Source organism: Delftia sp. DT-2 (genome assembly GCF_028401915.1).
In the GTDB taxonomy this organism is placed as follows: domain Bacteria; phylum Pseudomonadota; class Gammaproteobacteria; order Burkholderiales; family Burkholderiaceae_C; genus Comamonas; species Comamonas tsuruhatensis.
Window position 1 is genome coordinate 196724 of record NZ_JAQOTI010000005.1, and the last position, 19770, is coordinate 216493.

Sequence of the window (19770 nt, forward strand, 5' to 3'; positions counted from 1 at the left end):
GTGGAAATTGCCCGCAGTATAGGCAGGCTTGGTCACCACCGGGGATTTCTTGCGCTTACTTCTGCGCCACGGCCGTAGTTGCTGCTGCCTGGGCCTGAATGCCCAGCGCCTCGTTGTAGAGGGCGCGGTGCGCCGCCGCGATGGTGGCGTTGCCACCGAACTCGGCGTCGATGGACCAGGCACGGAACAGCACAAAGTGCCGCAGCGCGTCCATCCAGCGCTCAGGAACCGAGGGCGTCCCGTTCTCGTCGGCCAGGTCCACGGCCGCGACACCCACCATGGCGCGCACCTTGGTGCCGGCGGCCACGGGCGGATAGACCAGGAATTCCTGCGGCGTGCCCAGGTCGTGCATGTAGTGCTGCACCTCCCGGCCCGGGGAGCCAGAGCGCCAGGCGCCGGCCACGGCGTCCAGCACCCACAGGTCGGTCTTGGTGATGCGCCGCTGCGTGGCGTTGGCGTTGTTGGTGATGTCGATCAGCGTGAGCACGCCGGCCGGCAGCTCCTGCCGCCACCCGTCGGCCAGCACCAGGTCGCGCGGCTGGGCCATCTGGTCCGGCCGCTGCTCGGCAAAGGCGCGCTGCGCGGCGTTGAACCAGTCCAGCAGATCCGCGCGGGTCCAGCGGATGTGCCCCTTGTCCTGCAGGTCGCGCGCTGCATCGTCCAGCAGCTGGGCCACGGTCAAAGCCATGACGCCCTCCCCCGCGAGCCGCGGCTGGTGTTGGAGCGCCACACGTCGGCCGTGGCGTCATCCATGGCGCGCTGGAAGAACGCCAGGGCCACGCCGGCCTGGTCGGGCTTGTAGTAGTCCGTGCCCTCGGTGGCCAGCAGCTCGGCCTTGGCGCCTTCGCGGATCGCCTCATGGTAGAGCGAGGCCACCTCGTCGGGCACGCTGTTGCCGCGCAGGGACGGCATCAGCGAGGCGTAGACCTGCAGCCGGCCCGCGCTGCCCGTGCGTACTGTGAATTCGCGCAGGTTCGTCGTGACCAGGTAGGCCCGGCCGCGCAACTCGTGCTGCCATGGGTCGGCCGGCAGGTCGCGGCTCTGGGCGACTTCCAGCGGACGGCCGTCCAGCGTGGCGCGCTCCAGGCGCAGCAGCTCTGCGCCCTGGGGCAGCTCGAAGGTGTATTCGGCGAAGGCCTCGCCAGTCACGTCCGTGGGCTCCAGCCATTCCTGCCAGGCGCGCGTTGCCTTGAGAAAGGTGCGCGCGGCGCGGTTCAACGCCAGGTGAATGAGCGGTACCGGCGCCTTGGGGGCAGCCAGTACCAGCTCAGGCATCCAGTTCTCCCAGCTGGCCATGGTGCGATCAGCCGGTCACGTTGGAAGCGCGCGAGGCCTTGCGCACGCGGCCGGTGGGGGCCGAGTCGGATTCCTGGGGCATGCCCGTACCGCCGTCCAGGTCGTCGTCATCGTCCGGGCCCACGCCGGGCGAGAAGGTGCCGCGCGAGGATGGAGCCTTGCCGTCCTGGGCTGCGCGGCGGGCTTCGCGCTCGGCAGACAGGCGCAGGAATTTCTGCTCGGCCTCGAACTCCTCCTCGGTCTGGAAGTTGCGGGCCAGCAGGTGCTTGGCATCTGCCTCGTCCTCAACGTCGCAGGCCAGCGGCTTGCCATTGAAGACATAGGTGGCACCCTTGAGGCGCACGATCAGGGTTCCGTCCTTGCGTGCGGGCAGCGAAGTGAACAGCTTCATGGTGATGGTTCTCCGGGGTTCAAAAAGCCCCGGCAGCGGATGCCACCGGGGAAAAGCCCCTTGCGGGGCGCGCACACGCTGTCAGGCGTTCGTGTAGATCAGGTCCAGGGCGAAGAGGCCTGCGGCCGTGCCCGCGCCTGTGACCTTCAGGACGATGTGGCGGTCTTGGTCCTTGGGCACCAGCTTGGCAAAGGCTGCAGGCACCAGGTGCACATAGCCGCCGGCCGCGCCCGCGTCGTTGTCCGTCACCCAGGCACCACCGCCGTCGTCGGCTGCCGTGCTGATGTCGCCGTCCGCATCCGCCAGGCCGATGGAGGCCTTGAAGCCCGCGCCCAGGGCGGCAGGCACGCGGATGAACAGGGACACGGGCAGAGTGCCGGCGGGCAGGATGCCGACGACGCCACGGGCGCCGATTGCGTGGTCGGCCACGGCCAGGGGCTGGCCGAAGCGCGAGCGCACCAGCTCGGAGCCGCCGGGGGTGATGGGGGCCTGATGGCCTGCGGCCACGGCACTGAGTTGCTTGAAAGCCATGAATGACTCCTTTCGTTCGGTGGGGATCAGCGCGAAGCAGCGGCCGTGTCGATGCCGTAGACGCCGTGGTCCTGCTTCTCGCCCTCGATCTCGAAGACCGACTTCTTGACGCCGAAGATGGACGACGTGGTGATCACGACCTGGTTGCCGTTGTCGCGGGTTTCCTCATGCCAGCCGTAGCGCATGCCCGTGCCCGGCGAGCCAAACGCCATCACGCCGGCCTGCGCACCCATGAACAGCGCACGCGCCGTCTCCAGGTCGCCCGTGGCACCGTGGGTGTTGTGGCGAATCACGTTGCGGTGCGAGTGCAGCACCACGTTGCGGTACATGCCCAGCGCGCTCTTGAACAGCGGCGACTTGAAGCCCACAGCAGCGGCCGCGGCCTTTTGCAGTTCCAGCCAGCCGCCCGTGCCGGTTTCCTTGCGCAGGTCGTCTTCCTGGAAGGTGTGCATGACCATGACGAACACTTCCTCGCCATCGACCACGCAGGGCTGCATGACGGGGATGTTGGTGGCGCCGCCACCCTGGCTGTCCGCCCGAACGCGGGCACGGTCCACCACGGCCAGCGACATCTTGTCGGTGGCATCCAGGTTGGCCACCGCCGTGGCATCGCCGCCGAACAGGTGCTGGTTGGGCGTAGGCGCCGTCAGCGGGTTCTTGGCACGGCCCTGGTAGCCCAGCGGCAGGATGAAGTTGGCATTGATGCCGCGCGAGCCCGACAGGTAGGTGAAAGTCAGTTCGTCCTGGAAGCGGCCCCACCAGTTGGCCTGCTGCTGCTTGGCGCGCATGCGCAGATCGTGCAGCGTGCGCTTGCGCGACATGCGGCCGCCCGTGTTGACGCCGCCGCGCGCCTGGTCGATGTACAGCTCATCGGTGTAGAAACGCTGCCCTTCTTCCTTGCCCTCCAGCACATCGTCGCCCTCGACGGGCGCCATGCGCAGCTCGGCCAGCAGGTCATAGCTGACCAGGTCACCGGCTTCGGATTCCAGGTCCGTCAGCAGCTGGATAGGGGTCTTGGCGCCCTGGCCCACGGCCGCGAAGCGCTTGCCGAAGTACGAGGCCTGGGACACATCGAGAGCCAAGTCGCCAGAAAAGCGCTTGACGGCACGCGGGCTGTTCACGCCCACAACGGTCTTACCCATGGATTGCTCCTATTGTGGTAGCGAGCACTCCAGCGCCCCGGTTGAAAAAGTTCGGTGTTCAGGTTGGCAGGCTTGGTACGGGCCGCGAGGCCGCTGCGATCTTGCGAACGCAGGTATCCGGCGCCGCCGCGATCACCATGCGTGCGGCCTGCCCCTTCTTGTATTCCAGCTGGATGCGCACACCGCCCACCTCCAGCACATCGCCCGTGCGCAACTCCATGAAAATGCGGCGCATGTCGGGCGCCGATGCAGTTGTCTGTGCCATGGGCTCCTTCACAGCGAACGCAGGTACTGCGCGCGCTTGTCCTCAGACAGGCGGCCCAGCGCACGCTCGTAGTCCAGGCCAGTGAGCTTGTCCAGTTCGGCGAACTCGTCGCTCACCGGGTCGGCATCGCCCGCGCCGCCAGGCACGTCGGCCAGGTTGGTGACCACGGCCGAGGCGTCAGGCTTGCGCCGCACGTCCGCCGGCTTCTTGGTCGTGGCGATGCCATGCAGGGCCACCACGCGGCGATGCCCTTCTTCCAGGAACCAGCGCATGGGCTTGTGCTCGTTGCCGGGCGCCGCGCCCAGCGCGCGCACCATGGCGTCCAGGTCCGCCTGCTTGGCCGCGTCCTTGCGGTAGTCCACGATGCCCAGCTCTGCGCTCTGGGCCGCTTCCTCGAAGAAGCCGTTGATGGTGGCGGTCCAGGCCTGGTGGGTGGACTGCTGCTGCATCTCGGCCGACACCGTGGCGCGCGTCTTCATGTCGCGCAGCTGGTCGCGCTCGTCCTGCAGGCGGTCCAGCTCCGCGTCCAGCTCGGCCTGCTCCAGCTCGCCCTCGTTGAACTTGGCGCGCGCGGCGGCCACGGCGTCCTTGTTGGCCTTCACCTGGGCGTCGTAGTCGGCGGGCAGTTCCGCGCGGTAGCCGCCGGCCTGCGGTGCAGTCTGCGGATTCGGAGCCGGCGCGTCGGTCGGCTGCGTGGCATCGGTGGGTTCTGCGGGTGCAGCAGCAGGAGCGGCTGCAGGCGCTGCGGCGGGCGCAGCGGTGGTTTCAGTGGGCTCGGTGGGCGTGCTGGGCTCGGGCTTGCCCTTGCCCGCGTCGGCGTCGTCGCCCTCGTCTTCCTCTGCCGCATCGAGGGGGCCGCGCCCCAGGGCAGCCAGCGCTGCAGCGTTGTCTTCCTCGGGGTCGTAGTCGTTTTCGTCGGCTTCCATGGCCTCGCGCTCGGCGTCGGACAGGAGGCGCAGGTGGTCGTCGTTCAAGCTCATGTGTGCGTCCTTGCGTGGTTTAGATCACGGCAGGGTGGCAGGCTTGGTACGGTACTTGCGGACCACCGCGAAAGCTCCTCGGCCGAAATTTTCTCTCCTGGAAGCGATGACGATTTAAAGCTTCAACTGCGACATAACTGGAGCCTTAGGTTTAGGCTGCAAATCAAATATTGCTTTGGGAATTTCATACGGCTGGCCTGCACCAACTTTCTTTAAAAGAGCCACAGCAATGTCAGAATATTTTCTCGTTATACTAGATTTACCCGTCTTTATTGCAACATGATAGACATTATCAAAACACTTCATATCGAATCCGGTCTCAGTCTTAACTTTATCTATCAATAGATTAGCTCGATACCAGTTCGCCAAATCTAGTTTCTCAGCCAGCTGAGTCGCCGTATATGGATGATTCGCATTTGCAGCTGCTGGATCACCCAAACCAGTGACACCGAACAGCTTTCCAAATGCTTCATCGTTCGCAATGGCATGCTCAAGTGCTTCATAATTAAGCTGCGCATTTCTTGTAGGTACGTCAGTTCTAATCAGACTATGAATTCTTCCAGCGAGTGCCCGTAGTGCTTTCAAGTTAACCTTTTCCATCGTACTCGCTGCACCAAAAGCCTCATAGACCCATGCAAAGTCTTTAGCAGAAATACTCTTTATTCTTACAGTTAAATCATCCCCAACCTCTAAAACATGTTCTTTCGCCGGCACGGAAGCTTCCGTAATTTGATCATCCCATTGCAATATAAAAATATTGGGGATCAACATGGTAGTAGGCGTGAACATCCGACTCATGTCATAGAGAATATTCTTAATATTTTGGTCCGACGCGCTATAACCAATGAACAATAATGGATGCTCAGCAAAATAGGTCAGCAACTTGGCACTAAGATACTTCTTATCCCGGTTAAATACATCGTAATCTTCTTTCGTTAAGACTATTGAATCTGCCTCACTGATGGATCCGTGTATCTTAAATATCTCACCAAGCACCAAAGATGATTGACGGAAAACCTTCTGACCGACAATCACTTCATACTGAGGAAATAATCCTTCCAAGAGATTATCATAGTTCGTGGTAATTATCGCATGAGGCCCAAGTTTACCAAGCGCATCAATTTCATTCTGTAAACCTTCATCCAGACCTTTAATATCTAGCTTTGACAGAATTTCAGCGGCTTTATGTTTTATATATGCGTCCCTTGGAATATTTTCTTTAAACAATTCTTCCGGAAAATGCTGTTTTCCTTCTTTACTCCATGCCCATTCGAAAAATTCATTGACAAAGTGAGAGCCAACTGAACTTAGATCGCCATCAAATTTCTGCTTGTAGTAAGCAAAATCCCTATCAATAGTTGGGCACATTTGAGCCAACTGGTTCAATAGAGCAGGCCAGCTTGGTCCATTTGCATAACGCAGTGAAAATCCGCTTCCAACAAACAGAATTGGCTGACACTGCAGTGCTTGGAGTGTCTCCGTAATATCTGTTTTCATCTCTTCTTGGTATTGGGCAAAACCTGCCATCCTTTTCTCCTCTATGCTATTGAACACTTCAATGCGTACGACATAGCCTAGCAGGAACGGCGCGGCTGAGCGCACAAAACTGTGTACTCATGGACCTCACGCCGGTATGCAGCTCGGGCGCGACAACTTGTGTCTCTCCAGGAGATTTAAGGCGCGCCATCCAGCCGGCTCGGAATCACGGGCCAGGCGCCGCCGAGGGTTTGGACATCAGTTGCGTGCCCTGCAGCTTTTGCTGCCATGTCCCCATACGCTGCGCGGCAGTCGTCGTATACGGCATTGAGGGCAGTGGCGTACTCAAGGACGGCTGCAGGGGGAGCGCTGGCAAGTCGGCGGGCGGCATCTGCGGATTGCTCGCGCAGGCTGTCAGAGACAGCGCGCAACTGGTCAAGATGGCGGCGCAGCAGCGCCTCGCGGGTTCGGGCAGCATTCAGCGCCTCCTGATAGTTGGTGTTGATGGACTGTTCTGCCCGGCGCACGCGGGCGTCTGCCGCGCGCTGGGCTGTGCTGACAGCCAGCTTTTCGCCCACAGCTGCAGCGCGGGCCTCGGCCAAGTCCGCGCCCAGGCGAGCGCCCTGGTAGCTCCAGGCCAGGAACGCGGCCAGCCCGGCGGCGGCCAGATGGGTGATGGCGCGCACGCTCATTGCTGCACGTCCATGCATGCGGCATGCCGTGCCTGCTGGCGAGTCCAGACGCCGCGGCAAACCTTGTTGCCGGGTGCAGAGCAATCGAAGCGCCACCGCGTGGGCTTCCCGCCCGCGCTCCATTGGTAGGCGCTGTAGCCCTGCAGGGGCTGGGCGCTGGTCATGAAGCGGTAGGCCAGGTAGGCCTGGCAGGCACCGGCGTAGTCGCCGGCCCGCGTGCGCGTCAGCATCGAAGAGCCGCGCCAAGCCCCGCAGCCGTACTGACCCGCGAAGTCCACCGCCTGGGCGAACTCGGCCGGATGCACCCGCGTGCCGCCCAGGGAATCGCGCACGCAGGCCCCGTACTGCTGCTCCAGCAGGTTGGCGGCCAGGTCTCGGGCGCGCTCCCTGGTGATGGGAGGATCTGCCATGGTCACGCGCGTGCCGTCCTCGTAGCGCGTGGCGCCATGGCCGATGGTGGGCACGTCGCCGCGCACTGGGATGATGGGCGCTGCGCTGAATCCTTCGACCGCGATCCAGGACGCCAGGATGGCGGCGCCAATGCCCAGGCCTGCGGCCGGCACTCGGCTCCCGCTCATGGCCGCGCCTCGCATGCTGCGGCCAGCTCCTGCGCCTGGCGCGCCCGGCGGTCCTCGCGCTCATTGCTCCAGCGCCAAAGCAGGTAGATGACCTGCAGCACCACGTAGAGGATGGTCAGGGCCGTGGCGGTGTGGGTCATGGTCCAGCCGTTGGCCACGTTGGTGGCCACGACCGTGACCGGCGGCGCCGCCTTGGCGCCCTCCACGGCCGCCGTGCGCACGATGGTTTCTCGATCCATATCAGTCCTTGTTGTCGAATTGGTTCAGCCGGCCCGACATGGCGTCGAGCGTTTGGCGGCTCTGCGCTTGGATCTGGGCCACGCGCTCGCGCGAGTCGGCCTCGATGTGCGCCACCTGCAGGCGCACGTCCTGGTCGCCCTTGATCTGCAGCGTCTTGTTGGCCAGGTCGGCCTGGGTCTTGGCCAGCTTGCGGCGCAGCTCGTCCAGCTCCAGGTCGGCATCGCGGCGCACGGTGGCGGCCACGCCCTCCATCTGCTGGGCCAGCGCCGGGTTGCCGCCGGCGGCGCGCAGCTGCTCGGCCTCGGCTTCCAGCTTCTCGGCGCGGGCGTTGATCTCCCGGACCTTGGCCTGCTGCTCGGCCAGCGCCTGGCGCGCGCTCTCCTGCTGCATCTGCAGGGCCTCGGCCTGGGCCTGCATCTGCTGCTGGACCTGCTGCTGCTCCTCGGGCGTGAGGGGCTTGTTGGGGTCGCGCTCGCCGGTGAGCTTGCGCAGCTCGTCGGCCACCAGGTCGTTGTTCGGCAGGTCCGAGTACTCCATGGCCAGCGTCATGATGCGGATGGCCACCTCGGGCGGCAGACGGCCTGCCAGCTGGTTCAGGCTCTCGAACATGACCTGGCGCAGCGTGCCCGAATAGTCCTGCTCGGACACCACGAAGTCGGCCATGCTGGACGTGATGTCGTTCAGGTAGCGCACGCTGCCGTCTGGCTGGACCTCGGGCTGGTTGACCTTCACCCAGTCCAGCCGGCCCTTGTGGCCCGAGAGGCGAATGACCTTCTCCTCCGTGTACCACTGCTCCACCAGGCTCAACAGCTTTTCGCCCTGGATCTGCACAGCGAAGCGCAGGTTGTCGAAGGGCTGCGTGGTCACGACCGAGCCCTGCAGCTGGCGGGCCTCGATCGCGCGGCCGCTGACGGCGTTGGTGCGCCGGCCCAGGTTCTCGTCGCTGATGCCTGCGGACTTCTGGATGGCCTGGCCGTCCAGCGTCATCATCTGCACCTGGCCGGCGGCCATCTCGCTGTCGCGGTGGACCTCGAACTTCTTGCCGGCCTTGTAGATCACCACGCCGTCCGGCTGGTTGACCTCCTCGCGCGCTTCGTTGATGTCATCGAAGGCGCCCTTCTCCGCAAAGATCTGGTTCGTGGACAGCAGGAACAGCGCCTTGCTGGCCCGTTTGTTCAGATCCATCTGCAGATCGCGCACGCGGCGCACCACGCCATAGGGCATGCGGTCGCGGCCGCGGCGGTAGCACCAGATGGGTGTCAGGCTGAAACTGTTGTGGCGCATGGGCGTTGGGCCCAGGGCCAGCAGATGGCCCTCGGTGAAGACCGCGACGTGCATGCGCATGGCGACACGCTCCACGATGGAGCCGCCATGAGCGCCCACCACGGCGCGCAGCGCATGGTCCCAGGGCTCCACGAACGAGCCCTTGAAGGGGCCGCTGGTCACCACCTGGACGGACGCCGGCATGCGGAACTGGCACTCGATCAGGCGCACGCGGCGCCGTGCCTCGCTGTCGATGTTGCCGCGCCCGCCGGCCAGGTAGCTGCCGCTGGTGCCGCTGACGTGGCGCTCGCTGGTGTGGCCCTGGAAGAAGAATTCATCCTCGGCCCACTGCTGGGCGCTGAACTCCTCCTCGCGCAGCACGGCCCGCTCCAGCACGTCGCGGCGCTGCGGGTACATGGTGATGGCCACGTCTTCATCCACCCAGCGCGTGCGGAACAGGTAGCGCGCGTCGCTCAGGTCCGGCTCCATGGCCATCGAGTCCCAGAGCACATTGCGCCAGTCCTCGTACTTGTCGTAGAGGATGTCCTTGGTGGGGTCGTTGCGCACGCCGGAGTCCACCCAGCCCACGCCCACCTTCACGGTGTCCTCGAAGGCGCGCGAGCGGTTGAAGGTGGTCCGGTTCACGTCGCTGACGTACTTGAGCACCTTGGTCTTCACGTCGGCCAGCTGCACGTCGTCCTCAGCGCGCGGCAGCACGCTCCAGTCCACGCGCGCGCGCCGTTCCGTGCCAATGAGCCAGTCGCACATCACGGCCACCTCGTTGAACACCAGGGGCACCTGGCCGCGCTCCTCCAGCACGGCCGCGTCAGCCGGGTCCCACTGGTCGCCGTCGTAGTAGTCGGCGTCGATGGACATCTGCAGGCGGTTCTCGGCCTGGATCTCGCGTTCCCGGTAGTACCAGCTCAGGAGCTTGCGTAGGGTATTACGGGCCTCGGCCTGGTCCAGGGGGTGAGCAGGCCTGTCCTCCTCCCCGTCCTGGTCAAACTCCAGCGGTACGTCGTTCAGGATGCGATCGCCCACGCCCGCGCGGCGGTTGAAGCGGGCTTCAGGCTGGGACATATTCCGCCCCCGCGTCCGGGATGGTCAGCGCCTCGGCCGCGATTTCCTGGCCGTTCGACTTGACCACCAGGGTGCCGAACTCCTGGCCCGCGCGCTGCCATGTGGGCTCGCTGGGCATGCCCACCAGGTCCGGCAGGCCCTCGTTGACGATGGTGGCCACGCGCACCCAGTTCGGCCGGTTGGGCTCAATGCCCAGCACCTCGCAGGCCTTGACGCAGGCGCGGGCCAGATAGGCGGGGTCATCGTAGAGATAGGCTGCACTCTCCATCACCACGTACCACGGGGCTTTGGGGCGATAGGCTGGAATCAGGACCAGCGCGCGTTCGGCGTTGATCCAGGTGTAGACGGCCAGCAAGTCCCCATGCTGGCGGTGAAGGTGCGCTTTGCGCAGGTCGATACATGCAGGCATGCCCGCGAAAGTGGCAGGCTTGGTACGGGATCACCGCGCCATGCCGCCTCCGCGCGGCTTCCTGGGCTTGGCGCCCTGGGTGTCGTTGTCCATCAGCGGCAGGGCCATGTTGATGTAGCGCCACACGTCGGCGCCGTGGCTGGCTTCGTCGTGCAGCGGCGCCCCGGGCTCGTTCGTGCGCGGGTCGATCTGGCGCCGATACCGGCTCAGGCACTCCAGCAGTGCGGCGCAGCGCTTCTCATCGATATAGGCGGTGGCGAAGATGCCGCGCGCCAGGCGGATGCCCGACTCCAGGCCCGCGCGCTCCAGCACCTCCACCTCGCGGCCCATGTCCTCCAGGATCTGCTGGGCCGTCTGGCCGGTCTTGAAGTCGCCGTGGGCACCGTCGTGCGGCAGGAAATCCGTGCCCCAGCGGTAGGGCAGCTTTTCCATCTGCTCCACGTACCACTCCAGCGTCTTCTGGTTGTCCTGCATGAAGTTGATGACGCGGAAATCCATGGCCGTGCGCTGCACGAATGCGATGGCCATGTTGTCGGCCCAGCCCAAGTCCCAGACCGTGTGCACGGGCAGCTTGGGGTTGTAGGGCACCAGGCACACGCGCTCTTCATTGTACAGGCGCTCCACCTCCTTCGCATAGATCGCGCCGGCCAGCGTGCGCTTGGGGCGACCCTCCCAGACGTTCCAGTAGGTGTCCGGGTCGCGCTTGAAGTGCCGGCGGCGCTCCTTCTCCAGCACCTCGGGGAACCATGGGTTGTCCCGCCAGTTGATTTCGCACAGCCAGGTGTCGCTGTCGGCCGCATCGATGAACCGCGCATAGGTGGCGTCCGTGGCCAGGTCCGGGTTCAGCGTGAGCCAGATTTCCGAGCCAGGCCGGCGAATGGTCGGCACCAGCACCTCCCAGCTGCGCGCGCTGACGCTCTGGGCCTCTTCCACCCACACGATGTCGATGGCCTCATAGGATTTGATCGAGTCCACCGTGTGGCTCTGCAGGCCCGCAAACAGGATCAGCGTGCCGTTGGCGCCGCGGATCTCCGTGTCCAGCACCTCGTAGAAGCCGCCCAGGCCCAAGGCCGCGATCTGGTCGGACAGCAGGCGGTGCACCGAGTCCCGCATTGACTTCTGGATCTCGCGCGCGCACAGGATGCGCAGGGGGCGGTTGCTGCCCATCACCAGCAAGGCCATGGCCACAGACCAGGACTTGGCCCCGCCGCGCCCGCCGTACATGACCTTGAAGCGCTTGGGCTGGAACAGGCCACGCAGCTTCGCGGGGAACTCGACCCGGACGCGCGAGCGGTCAACCTCGTAGTCCTCGGCGAAATCTGGTTCCGGGTCCTCGCCGGCCAGGTGCGCGGCCTGCAGGCTGGCGGACAGCAGGTTCATGCGCCCTCCCCGTCGCGCGGATCGTGCTCACGCGCTGGCGCATCCACGAAGTGCAGCTCGAAGTGGCCCACGTTGCCGCCACCGTTCGGCCCCTTGCCCGCGTCCTTGTCGTTCATGCCGAAGGCCTGGCGCTCCATGTCCACCACGATGCGCAGGCTCTCGGCCAGCACCTTCATGGTCTTGGAGCGCTCCGGCAGGCTGATGACCTTCTGGTAGAGGTCATTCAGCTTGTCCATGCCGTTGTCGTCGGGCGAGCGCAGCATCTCGCCCAGCTCCTGCAGGTAGGCCACCGTGTCCGCGTCTGCCATCTGCTCCAACTCATCCAGCAGCGCGTTGGTGATCTTGCGTGCCCGCTGGATGTCCCGCCTGTGCGCCAGCCGGATGGTGGCCACAGCCTGCGCATTCGCGTCCACCACCTCACGTTCGGACGCAGTACGCTCCGCGCGTACCTCGCTGCGTACCGCCTCTTTGCGTACCAGCTGCTCTGCCTTCTCCTGGATGCGCTCCGACAGGTCACGGCTCCAGTCGTCACGCTTGGCCCGCTTGCGGATCGCCCCCTCGCTGATGCCCTGCTCCGCTGCGATCTGCCTCAGGCTCTTGATGCCAGCCCTGTAGTCCAGCTCGATGCGCTCCCACTGCGGGGCCTGCTTTTGTTCCTTGCTCATCCTCCCGAAGCTGGCAGGCTTGGGACGGCATTCCGCAAAACAACCCTGAGGAAGCAGCTCTGTCGCAGGGCATACAGGCGTACTGCGCTGAACACGAGTCGTGTGCCGATCCTGGCGCGGAGTCCTGATGACACGTAACATAAAACAAGGCCCGCAATTGCGGGCCCTGCTTCCATCACAGACTAGCTTTTGCGCCTACTGCAGCCTCAAGGGCGCAACGATCGGCGAGGGAAGGCCAATCTGAGCTGCCGTAACGGGCTGCAGCAGCCAGCCGTACTGGCCCCCGGTAGAGGTTCCGCAACTCGAATTGTCAAACCCTGTGATACCTGTCGGCATAACGGCCAGGACCGTTCCGTTGGACTGAGGTGTCGCCGAGGTCACCATGAATGAGCCCAGCGAAAGCGACCATACAACCGTCTTGGCGTAGATGGAGCTTGCCGTCGTGGGACTGCCTGAATTCAAGTAACCTTCACCTGAGCAGTTGCCAGGGCCCGTGCCTTTGTAATAGATCTGAGCGTTGGGAAGCGTCCCATCCCAGGACATCACCATCAGGTGGCCCGTGCTGGTCACGAGAGTGATGTTATTCCGCGCCGCGCTCACCACCTTACCCAGGGTCACATTGTTGGCGTCAACCAAAGTCACGCCACCGCCGGCAGGACCAGCAGGCCCTGTCGCGCCCGTGGCACCGGTCTCGCCTTGAATACCCTGGGGACCCGTCGCACCCACATTGCCCGAAGCTCCTGTGGTGCCGGGGACACCCTGGACGCCTTGTATACCCTGCAAGCCCTGAGGACCCTGCGGACCTATGGCACCGGTATTGCCCGTGGGGCCGGTGGCACCCGTGGCGCCCGTCGCACCTGTTGGGCCTGTCGCTCCTGTCTCACCAGTAGCGCCCGTCTGACCCGTGGCTCCCGTCACGCCCGTGGCGCCTGTCGGCCCCGTTACGCCTGTCGCTCCAGTAACACCTGTCGAGCCCGTGGCTCCCGTCGCCCCTGCGCCTGTAGGACCCACGGGACCGATAGCCCCTGTGGCGCCCGTGGGTCCTGTTGCCCCCGTCGCACCCGTGGCTCCTGCGCCAATGCCTGGAGCGCAATGCACCAGTTGTCCCGTCACGCCATCGACACACAGCAGCTGGCTGCCAGTGGCTGTATCGGCCGGCAAAGCCGGAACCACGACTTCACCTGTGTTCTGTACACGCAGACGCTCGGCCCCTGCCGAATTTTTGATAATGAAATTTCCGCCTGGAGGCATGGTGATGCTGACATCAGCAGCGTGCGCGACAGGCGCGAGGAAGCCAGCGCTCAGGCACAAAGCAAAAATCAGGCGAGAAGGTACGTTGATTTCTTTACGGGACATAGTTCAGCTGCCGTTGAGATAAAGCACTTGGGCACCCTGCGCCAGACCTACGAGCCCAGGATGAAGAGAGAGAATGAACAGCTCAGAGTGTTGTACGGCTACGACGTTGGCGAGCCAGGGCCAGACCACCAAGCATCAAGCTCATCAACATCAGCCCATAGGTACTGAGCGTGGGGATGCTTGCCGGAGAAGTCACCACCGGTGCCCCGATCTGCACATTTCCAGGTACGGCGCTACCGCTGGGATTCGACAACGTGGCGCCAGGCCCCATCGTGACGACGGCAGTGCCAGGGCCAGACGAAGTCAGCACGACCGGCCGACCAGGAGTGCCCAGAGTCAGCGTTCCAAGAACCGTCAGGTTGGTGCCCGCCGGCAAGACGATGGTGGGCGGGGTGGCTGTCGTGCTGATCAGCGTGAGATCTTTCACGACGATGTTGCCGCTCAGCTGCAGGACAGAACCGGGCGCACAGCTGTCCGACAGGACTACGCTGCTGGTCCCAAGGTTCAACGGGACGGTGCTCGTAAGGTCCCCGCTGACGTTCAGTTGCCCCCCTGTCCCAGTGACCGAAGCCCCGGAGTCGAAAGCGAACGAACCGGTGTCAAAACTCCCCGTACCCAAAGTCAACTCGCCCTGCATGACGACCGCCGTGCACGGAAGTTGGAAAGAGCCACCAGCAAGATCAATGCTGCTCCCCGGCGGCACGACCATCTGCCCCCATGCCGATCCACACACCGCTGCGCTCAGAACCAGCGAAGCAAAGCTACGCTTACCCAGTCCTACCATTTGATGATCTCCGCGACGGGGCGTTATGCCCCTAAGTTTTCAAGCGGGCACGCAACCTCCTTGGTGCAGGCCCCACCGCAGGATCATCAGATACAAAATAGCATTTAGTTAACAAAAATTAACAATTGATAGCTTCATTTCATTTATAGAAAACTATCAACTATTAGCACACTATCCAACTGAGGCGCGTCTGGTGCCAAGAATGAAAAAGCCCTGGCCGGTCTAACACAGGGATTCAGAAAAGTCAGTGTTCTTTCCCGTCTTCTACAGGCCGTAGAACGGGCGGTTGGCTTCGATGCGTGCCTGCTCGCTGGCAGGGTAGCGGCGCTCAGCCAGCAACTGCTGCAGCGCGGCACGGCCCAGGTCGCGCAGCGGGGTGTAGAAGGCGCTGACGGCCAGCTCGTCCAGTGCGCGCCAGGCATAGACCTGGGCGTCGATGAACAGGATGTCCTCCGCTGGGCGCGGCAGCGCGGCGGCCTGGCGCGCATAGAGGCAGGCCAGGGCGAACTCGGACCGCTCGCGGTGGTAGCGCGCCAGCTCGCACAGGGGCTCGGCCCGCTGCGGGCGCGCGGCATAGGCGGTGAGATAGGCCTCGCGCACGGCGGCCGGCTCGGCGCCCGAGCGCTCCAGCAGCACGCCGATCTGGAACAGCGCAAACCACTGCTCCTCGGCCCAGCCGCCCATGGCGGCGCGCTGCCGGTACCAGTGCAGGCTGGACTCGATCTGGCCCGCGTCGCGGTGGCTTTGCGCCAGATAGAACACGTTGCGGGTGTTGCCAGGCTCCTCGCGCACAGCCTTCTCGAGCACGGCGATGTCGCGTAGGTAGGTCTGCGGGTCCCTCGCCCGCGCGCCGTCGTGCGAGACATCGATGAACGGCCCCGCCAGCATCTGCCAGGGCTGGTGCGCCGGGGCGGTCAGGTACTCGTGCAGCACGCCTTCCCAGCGCCAGTCCACGCGCGTGGCGATCAGCGCATTGCGCTGGTATTCGGTGCCCGCCATGTGGCAGGACAGCATGCAGCCGTCCGCCTCCAGCGCCGGCCATGCAAAGCCTTCGGGCACGCGCAGCTGCTCGTCGGCATCGATGAACAGCAGGTAGTCGCCGTGCGGCCGCGCCAGCTCCAGCGCCTCGTTGCGGTTGTGGGCGAAGTCCACCCAGGGCCGCTCGTGCAGGCTGCCGGGTACGCCCTCCATGCAACGGCGCACCAGATCCTGCGTGCCATCGCTGGAGCCCGTGTCCACGATCACCCAATGGTCCACCCACGGCTTGACCGAGGCCAGGCAACGCGCGATCACCGGGGCCTCGTTCTTGACGATCATGTTCAGGCAGATGCGGGCGCGGAGACCTTGGTGCTGTAAAGGCGGGAGGCTAGGCATGCGTCGCGGCTGACGGCATTTATTGACAAGTCACGGTGATGGCCAGCCCGGTCGTTTTGGAGCTGAGACTTTCAACGCCGGCCAGCTCCACGGAGATGAGATCGCCAGCCACCAGGGGATCATTCCCCGTGGCACTGCACACAGGCGTGCTGGCGTTCAGCGTGCAACTGGCCAGCACGCTGGTCGCATTCTTGCGCAGGCTCACCTGCATGCTGGTCAGATTCTTGCTGTTGGTTTGTGCGGCCCAAATGGTACTCGTGGTGCAAGCAACAGGGACCAAGCGTAAGGTGTCTTGTTCAGATGCCAAGAGCGCGATGGTGTTCAGATAGGTGGGATAGGTGCTGTTGCTGTTGGTACTGCTCACGGCAAAGGTCTGGATGAACCCTCCGGAACCCGAGGGCCCTTGAGGACCTGTGGGGCCTGTGGGGCCTTGAAGTCCCGCACCTGTAGCACCCGTCACACCCTGGATGCCTTGGACTCCCTGAATGCCTTGCGGGCCCTGAGGCCCTGTGGGACCTGTGTCACCCTGGACCCCGGTCGCGCCCGTAGCCCCTGTCATGCCGGTCGGGCCCGTCGGGCCGGTTGCACCCGTGGCCCCTGTAGGTCCGGTGGGTCCAGTCGCGCCAGTGGCTCCCGTCGAACCCGTGGTGCCTGGGGTGCCCGCACCGGTGGCCCCAGTCGGACCAGTGACTCCCGTTGCGCCTGTCGGGCCAGCAACACCCGTGGCGCCGGTCACGCCTACAGGACCTGTTGCCCCCGTGGCGCCAGTCGCGCCAGTCGCGCCTGTGGCTCCCGTGGCCCCACCGCCCACGCCCGGCGCGCAATGCACCAATTGCCCCGTGGCGCCGTCAACGCACAGCAGCTGGTTGCCAGTAGCAGCATCGGCTGGCAGGGCCGGTACCAGCACTTGGCCGGTGTTCTGCACACGCAGGCGTTCTGCCCCCGCCGAATTCTTGATCACAAAATTTCCACCTGCCGGCATGGTGATGCTGACGTCTGCAGCTTGCGCTGCCGGAGCGAGGAAGCCAGCGCCCAGGCACAAAGCAAAAATCAGGCGAGAAGGTGTGGTGTTTTCTTTACGGGACATAGTTCAGCTGCCGGTGAGATAAGAGCACTTGAGCATCCTGCGCCAGACCTGCGAGCCCAGGATGCCGTGGGAAGGAATGAACAGTTCAGGATGTTGTGCGGCTACGGCGTTGGCGCCCCAGGGCCAGACCACCAAGCATCAAGCTCATCAACATCAGCCCATAGGTACTGAGCGTGGGGATGCTTGCCGGAGAAGTCACCACCGGTGCCCCGATCTGCACATTTCCAGGTACGGTGCTACCACTGGGATTCGACAACGTGGCGCCAGGCCCCATCGTGACAACGGCAGTGCCCGGGCCAGAAGAAGTCAGCACGACCGGCCGACCAGGAGTGCCCAGGGTCAGCGTTCCAAGAACCGTCAGGTTGGTGCCCGCCGGCAGGACGATGGTGGGCGGAGTGGCGGTGGTGCTGATCAGCGTGAGATCTTTCACGATGATGTTCCCGCCAAGTTGAAGTACAGAACCAGGCGCACAGCTGTCCGACAGAACTACGCTGCTGGCTCCCAGATTCAACGGCACGGTGCTTGTGAGGTCCCCACTGACGTTCAGTTGCCCCCCCGTCCCAGTGACGGTAGCCCCTGAGTCGAAAGCGAACGAACCTGTGTCAAAACTTCCCGTACCCAAAGTCAACTCGCCTTGCATGAGGACCGCCGTGCAAGGAAGCTGGAAAGAGCCCCCAGCAAGATCAATGCTGCTCCCAGGCGGCACGACCATCTGCCCCCAAGCCGATCCACACACCGCTGCGCTCAGAACCAGCGAAGCAACGCCCCGCTTACCAAGTCCTACCATTTGATGATCTCCGCGACGGGGCGTCATGCCCCCAAATTTTCAAGCGGGCATGCAACCTCCCTGGTGCACGCCCGAGCGGCATGATCATCAGATACAAAATAGCATTTAGTTAACAAAAATTAACAATTGATAGCCTCGTTTCATTTATTGAAAGCTATTAACTATTAGCGTGCTACCCAACTGAAGCGCGTTTGTTGCCAATGAAAAAAGCCCTGGCCGGTTTGGCACAGGGCTTGTTTGACCAAAGTGTGCGAGCGCAGCGCCCTGGCCTCATGGCAGCAAGACGAGCTTCCTCTATCTGGGCATCTACAGGCGGCGCGCAGCGATCTGCAGGCGCTCGGCCAGCGTGGGCTTTGCAGACGCCTTCGCGGCCCGTTGGGACGCCGACGCAGGTCTGGCGATAACTCCGCAGGCCTTTGTGGCAGGGAAAAGCCTAATCGCTTCAGACCGGGATGCTGCTGCCTGCACATGATCAAAAACCGGATGCGCCACCACTTCAGTCCATGCATCTGGGGTAGCATCACAGCTATCGGGAATGCAGCCTCCCGTCCCTCTCGGGTAGACGGTGTCTCGTCCAAGCGCTGGAATTTCGCTATGGAGTTTCTATGGACACCACTTCGCCCATCGCCGCCGATCCGGCAAGCACATCGCCTCTGCCGCTTTCCGAAGCGCTGCGTTTCTGGCTGAAGCTAGGCTTCATCAGCTTTGGAGGCCCTGCAGGGCAGATTGCCCTAATGCACGAAGAGCTGGTCGAACGCCGACGCTGGATTTCTGAAAAGCGGTTTCTGCATGCATTGAACTATTGCATGCTGTTGCCAGGCCCAGAGGCGCAGCAACTGGCAACCTACATCGGCTGGCTGCTACATCGCACATGGGGCGGAATCTTGGCAGGGCTGCTCTTTGTTCTGCCGTCACTGTTCATCATCATCGGACTCGCTTGGCTGTACATGGCCCATGGAGACATGCCGGTCATTGCGGGCATCTTCTACGGCATCAAGCCTGCAGTCACAGCCTTGGTTGTGCAAGCCGCATATCGAGTCGGCTCCAGAACGTTGAAGAACGGCTGGTTGTGGGGAATCGCAGTGTCGGCTTTCATTGCCATCTTTGCGCTGAACGTAGCCTTCCCGATCATCGTCACGGTGGCAGCCTTGGTCGGCTACGCCGTGAGTCGAATCCAGCCGGATGCATTTCGTGGAAGTGTCGCACACAGCACTTCAGGCACGTCGGCGACCTCTGCGCCTGCACTCATCGATGACGCCACCCCGCCGCCAGCGCATGCACTCTTCTCTTGGCATAGATTCTGGACGGTGATGGTGTCATTCACCGGAATCTGGATTGCTGCAATCGGTTGCCTGGCGTGGTTCTATGGACTGGATTCAGTACTGTTCCACATGGGTTGGTTCTTCACCAAGGCAGCGCTGATGACCTTCGGTGGAGCATACGCGGTGCTGCCATACGTGTACCAGGGTGCGGTAGATCATTTCCAATGGCTGACGCCCACCCAGATGATCGACGGACTGGCACTTGGTGAAACTACGCCTGGCCCGCTCATCATGGTCGTTTCATTTGTCGCATTCGTTGGCGGATGGACTAAGGAGATCTACGGTACGCATTCATTGCTGCTGGGTGGGGCAGTCGCGGCGACTGTGGCCACGTTCTTCACATTCCTGCCCTCGTTCTTCTTCATTCTGCTGGGTGGCCCATTCATCGAGTCCACGCACGGCAATCTCAAATTCACAGCCCCCCTCACTGCCATTACGGCCGCCGTGGTGGGTGTGATAGTGAACTTGGCAGCATTTTTCGCTTATCACGTCTTCTGGCCGAGTGGTCTTACCGGTGCGGTAGACTGGGCATCAATCGCCATAGGGATTGCTGCGGCTGTCGCGCTCATCCGGTTCAAGGCGGGCGTTGTCCCGGTCATTGCCGTGGCGGGGCTGGCAGGACTTTTGGTTCGGCTCGCCTGACCGGAATCATGGAGGCTATAGATGCGGCAC

20 protein-coding genes are annotated in these 19770 nt (G+C 63.5%); 1 reads left to right on the forward strand and 19 read right to left on the reverse strand.

The genetic code is table 11. From position 1 onward, the window contains the following. Nucleotides 1-55 precede the first annotated feature (55 nt). The 19 genes from PO605_RS10285 to PO605_RS10375 all read right to left on the reverse strand — a co-directional run bounded on the left by PO605_RS10285 (nucleotide 56) and on the right by PO605_RS10375 (nucleotide 17419). Complete coding sequence (locus PO605_RS10285; protein ID WP_272206427.1) at nucleotides 56-688, reverse strand: phage adaptor protein; 633 nt, start codon at nucleotides 686-688, stop codon at nucleotides 56-58. Then, nucleotides 679-1275, reverse strand: a complete 597-nt coding sequence (locus tag PO605_RS10290; RefSeq protein ID WP_272206428.1) for a hypothetical protein — start codon at nucleotides 1273-1275, stop codon at nucleotides 679-681. Before PO605_RS10290 ends, PO605_RS10285 begins: the two co-directional genes overlap by 10 nt. 28 nt (nucleotides 1276-1303) lie before the next feature. Then, entirely contained in the window at nucleotides 1304-1687 is a 384-nt protein-coding gene (locus PO605_RS10295; protein ID WP_160853473.1) for a hypothetical protein, read from the reverse strand. Nucleotides 1688-1768: 81 nt separating this feature from the next. Then, a complete protein-coding gene (locus PO605_RS10300; protein ID WP_212646216.1) occupies nucleotides 1769-2218 on the reverse strand; it encodes a hypothetical protein in 450 nt (149 codons plus the stop codon). A gap of 26 nt (nucleotides 2219-2244) precedes the next feature. After that, entirely contained in the window at nucleotides 2245-3360 is a 1116-nt protein-coding gene (locus PO605_RS10305) for a N4-gp56 family major capsid protein (RefSeq protein ID WP_209803153.1), read from the reverse strand. Between the two features lie 58 nt (nucleotides 3361-3418). After that, entirely contained in the window at nucleotides 3419-3625 is a 207-nt protein-coding gene (locus PO605_RS10310) for a hypothetical protein (RefSeq protein ID WP_065346413.1), read from the reverse strand. A gap of 8 nt (nucleotides 3626-3633) precedes the next feature. Further along, nucleotides 3634-4605: a hypothetical protein gene (locus tag PO605_RS10315; protein WP_272206429.1), complete on the reverse strand. Its 972-nt coding sequence runs from the start codon at nucleotides 4603-4605 to the stop codon at nucleotides 3634-3636. 114 nt (nucleotides 4606-4719) lie between these two features. Next, a complete protein-coding gene (locus PO605_RS10320) occupies nucleotides 4720-6132 on the reverse strand; it encodes an SIR2 family protein (protein ID WP_080945233.1) in 1413 nt (470 codons plus the stop codon). A 146-nt stretch (nucleotides 6133-6278) separates the two neighbouring features. Then, nucleotides 6279-6773: a hypothetical protein gene (locus PO605_RS10325; protein ID WP_046238109.1), complete on the reverse strand. Its 495-nt coding sequence runs from the start codon at nucleotides 6771-6773 to the stop codon at nucleotides 6279-6281. Beyond that, nucleotides 6770-7351 (reverse strand): glycoside hydrolase family protein, encoded by a 582-nt coding sequence (locus tag PO605_RS10330; RefSeq protein ID WP_046238108.1) that lies wholly within the window; start codon nucleotides 7349-7351, stop codon nucleotides 6770-6772. The genes PO605_RS10325 and PO605_RS10330 overlap by 4 nt, the downstream gene beginning before the upstream one ends. Then, nucleotides 7348-7590, reverse strand: a complete 243-nt coding sequence (locus PO605_RS10335) for a hypothetical protein (protein ID WP_016452823.1) — start codon at nucleotides 7588-7590, stop codon at nucleotides 7348-7350. Before PO605_RS10335 ends, PO605_RS10330 begins: the two co-directional genes overlap by 4 nt. Nucleotide 7591: 1 nt before the next feature. Then, nucleotides 7592-9934, reverse strand: coding sequence for a portal protein (locus PO605_RS10340; protein WP_046238107.1), 2343 nt, complete (start codon nucleotides 9932-9934; stop codon nucleotides 7592-7594). Next, nucleotides 9921-10289, reverse strand: a complete 369-nt coding sequence (locus PO605_RS10345; protein ID WP_236884604.1) for a hypothetical protein — start codon at nucleotides 10287-10289, stop codon at nucleotides 9921-9923. Before PO605_RS10345 ends, PO605_RS10340 begins: the two co-directional genes overlap by 14 nt. Before the next feature lie 84 nt (nucleotides 10290-10373). Beyond that, nucleotides 10374-11723, reverse strand: coding sequence for a PBSX family phage terminase large subunit (locus PO605_RS10350; protein ID WP_046238105.1), 1350 nt, complete (start codon nucleotides 11721-11723; stop codon nucleotides 10374-10376). Further along, nucleotides 11720-12388 (reverse strand): hypothetical protein, encoded by a 669-nt coding sequence (locus PO605_RS10355; RefSeq protein ID WP_016452827.1) that lies wholly within the window; start codon nucleotides 12386-12388, stop codon nucleotides 11720-11722. Before PO605_RS10355 ends, PO605_RS10350 begins: the two co-directional genes overlap by 4 nt. 1438 nt (nucleotides 12389-13826) lie before the next feature. Beyond that, nucleotides 13827-14528, reverse strand: a complete 702-nt coding sequence (locus PO605_RS10360; protein WP_070080374.1) for an IPTL-CTERM sorting domain-containing protein — start codon at nucleotides 14526-14528, stop codon at nucleotides 13827-13829. Nucleotides 14529-14792: 264 nt separating this feature from the next. Further along, a complete protein-coding gene (locus tag PO605_RS10365) occupies nucleotides 14793-15845 on the reverse strand; it encodes a glycosyltransferase (RefSeq protein ID WP_236884603.1) in 1053 nt (350 codons plus the stop codon). 76 nt (nucleotides 15846-15921) lie between these two features. Next, complete coding sequence (locus PO605_RS10370; protein ID WP_217649274.1) at nucleotides 15922-16266, reverse strand: hypothetical protein; 345 nt, start codon at nucleotides 16264-16266, stop codon at nucleotides 15922-15924. A gap of 808 nt (nucleotides 16267-17074) precedes the next feature. Then, complete coding sequence (locus PO605_RS10375; protein WP_236884602.1) at nucleotides 17075-17419, reverse strand: IPTL-CTERM sorting domain-containing protein; 345 nt, start codon at nucleotides 17417-17419, stop codon at nucleotides 17075-17077. A gap of 962 nt (nucleotides 17420-18381) precedes the next feature. On the opposite strand from PO605_RS10375, the gene chrA reads away from it, so the two are divergent. Further along, nucleotides 18382-19740 (forward strand): chromate efflux transporter, encoded by a 1359-nt coding sequence (gene chrA / locus PO605_RS10380; protein WP_046238104.1) that lies wholly within the window; start codon nucleotides 18382-18384, stop codon nucleotides 19738-19740. The last annotated feature ends 30 nt before the right edge of the window (nucleotides 19741-19770 follow it).

Bases quoted from the DNA above. Each gene is read 5' to 3' on its own strand.
- PO605_RS10285 (WP_272206427.1), bottom strand. From the start codon at position 688: ATGGCTTTGACCGTGGCCCAGCTGCTGGACGATGCAGCGCGCGACCTG.
- PO605_RS10290 (WP_272206428.1), bottom strand. From the start codon at position 1,275: ATGCCTGAGCTGGTACTGGCTGCCCCCAAGGCGCCGGTACCGCTCATT.
- PO605_RS10295 (WP_160853473.1), bottom strand. From the start codon at position 1,687: ATGAAGCTGTTCACTTCGCTGCCCGCACGCAAGGACGGAACCCTGATC.
- PO605_RS10300 (WP_212646216.1), bottom strand. From the start codon at position 2,218: ATGGCTTTCAAGCAACTCAGTGCCGTGGCCGCAGGCCATCAGGCCCCC.
- PO605_RS10305 (WP_209803153.1), bottom strand. From the start codon at position 3,360: ATGGGTAAGACCGTTGTGGGCGTGAACAGCCCGCGTGCCGTCAAGCGC.
- PO605_RS10310 (WP_065346413.1), bottom strand. From the start codon at position 3,625: ATGGCACAGACAACTGCATCGGCGCCCGACATGCGCCGCATTTTCATG.
- PO605_RS10315 (WP_272206429.1), bottom strand. From the start codon at position 4,605: ATGAGCTTGAACGACGACCACCTGCGCCTCCTGTCCGACGCCGAGCGC.
- PO605_RS10320 (WP_080945233.1), bottom strand. From the start codon at position 6,132: ATGGCAGGTTTTGCCCAATACCAAGAAGAGATGAAAACAGATATTACG.
- PO605_RS10325 (WP_046238109.1), bottom strand. From the start codon at position 6,773: ATGAGCGTGCGCGCCATCACCCATCTGGCCGCCGCCGGGCTGGCCGCG.
- PO605_RS10330 (WP_046238108.1), bottom strand. From the start codon at position 7,351: ATGAGCGGGAGCCGAGTGCCGGCCGCAGGCCTGGGCATTGGCGCCGCC.
- PO605_RS10335 (WP_016452823.1), bottom strand. From the start codon at position 7,590: ATGGATCGAGAAACCATCGTGCGCACGGCGGCCGTGGAGGGCGCCAAG.
- PO605_RS10340 (WP_046238107.1), bottom strand. From the start codon at position 9,934: ATGTCCCAGCCTGAAGCCCGCTTCAACCGCCGCGCGGGCGTGGGCGAT.
- PO605_RS10350 (WP_046238105.1), bottom strand. From the start codon at position 11,723: ATGAACCTGCTGTCCGCCAGCCTGCAGGCCGCGCACCTGGCCGGCGAG.
- PO605_RS10355 (WP_016452827.1), bottom strand. From the start codon at position 12,388: ATGAGCAAGGAACAAAAGCAGGCCCCGCAGTGGGAGCGCATCGAGCTG.
- PO605_RS10360 (WP_070080374.1), bottom strand. From the start codon at position 14,528: ATGGTAGGACTGGGTAAGCGTAGCTTTGCTTCGCTGGTTCTGAGCGCA.
- PO605_RS10365 (WP_236884603.1), bottom strand. From the start codon at position 15,845: ATGATCGTCAAGAACGAGGCCCCGGTGATCGCGCGTTGCCTGGCCTCG.
- chrA (WP_046238104.1), top strand. From the start codon at position 18,382: ATGGACACCACTTCGCCCATCGCCGCCGATCCGGCAAGCACATCGCCT.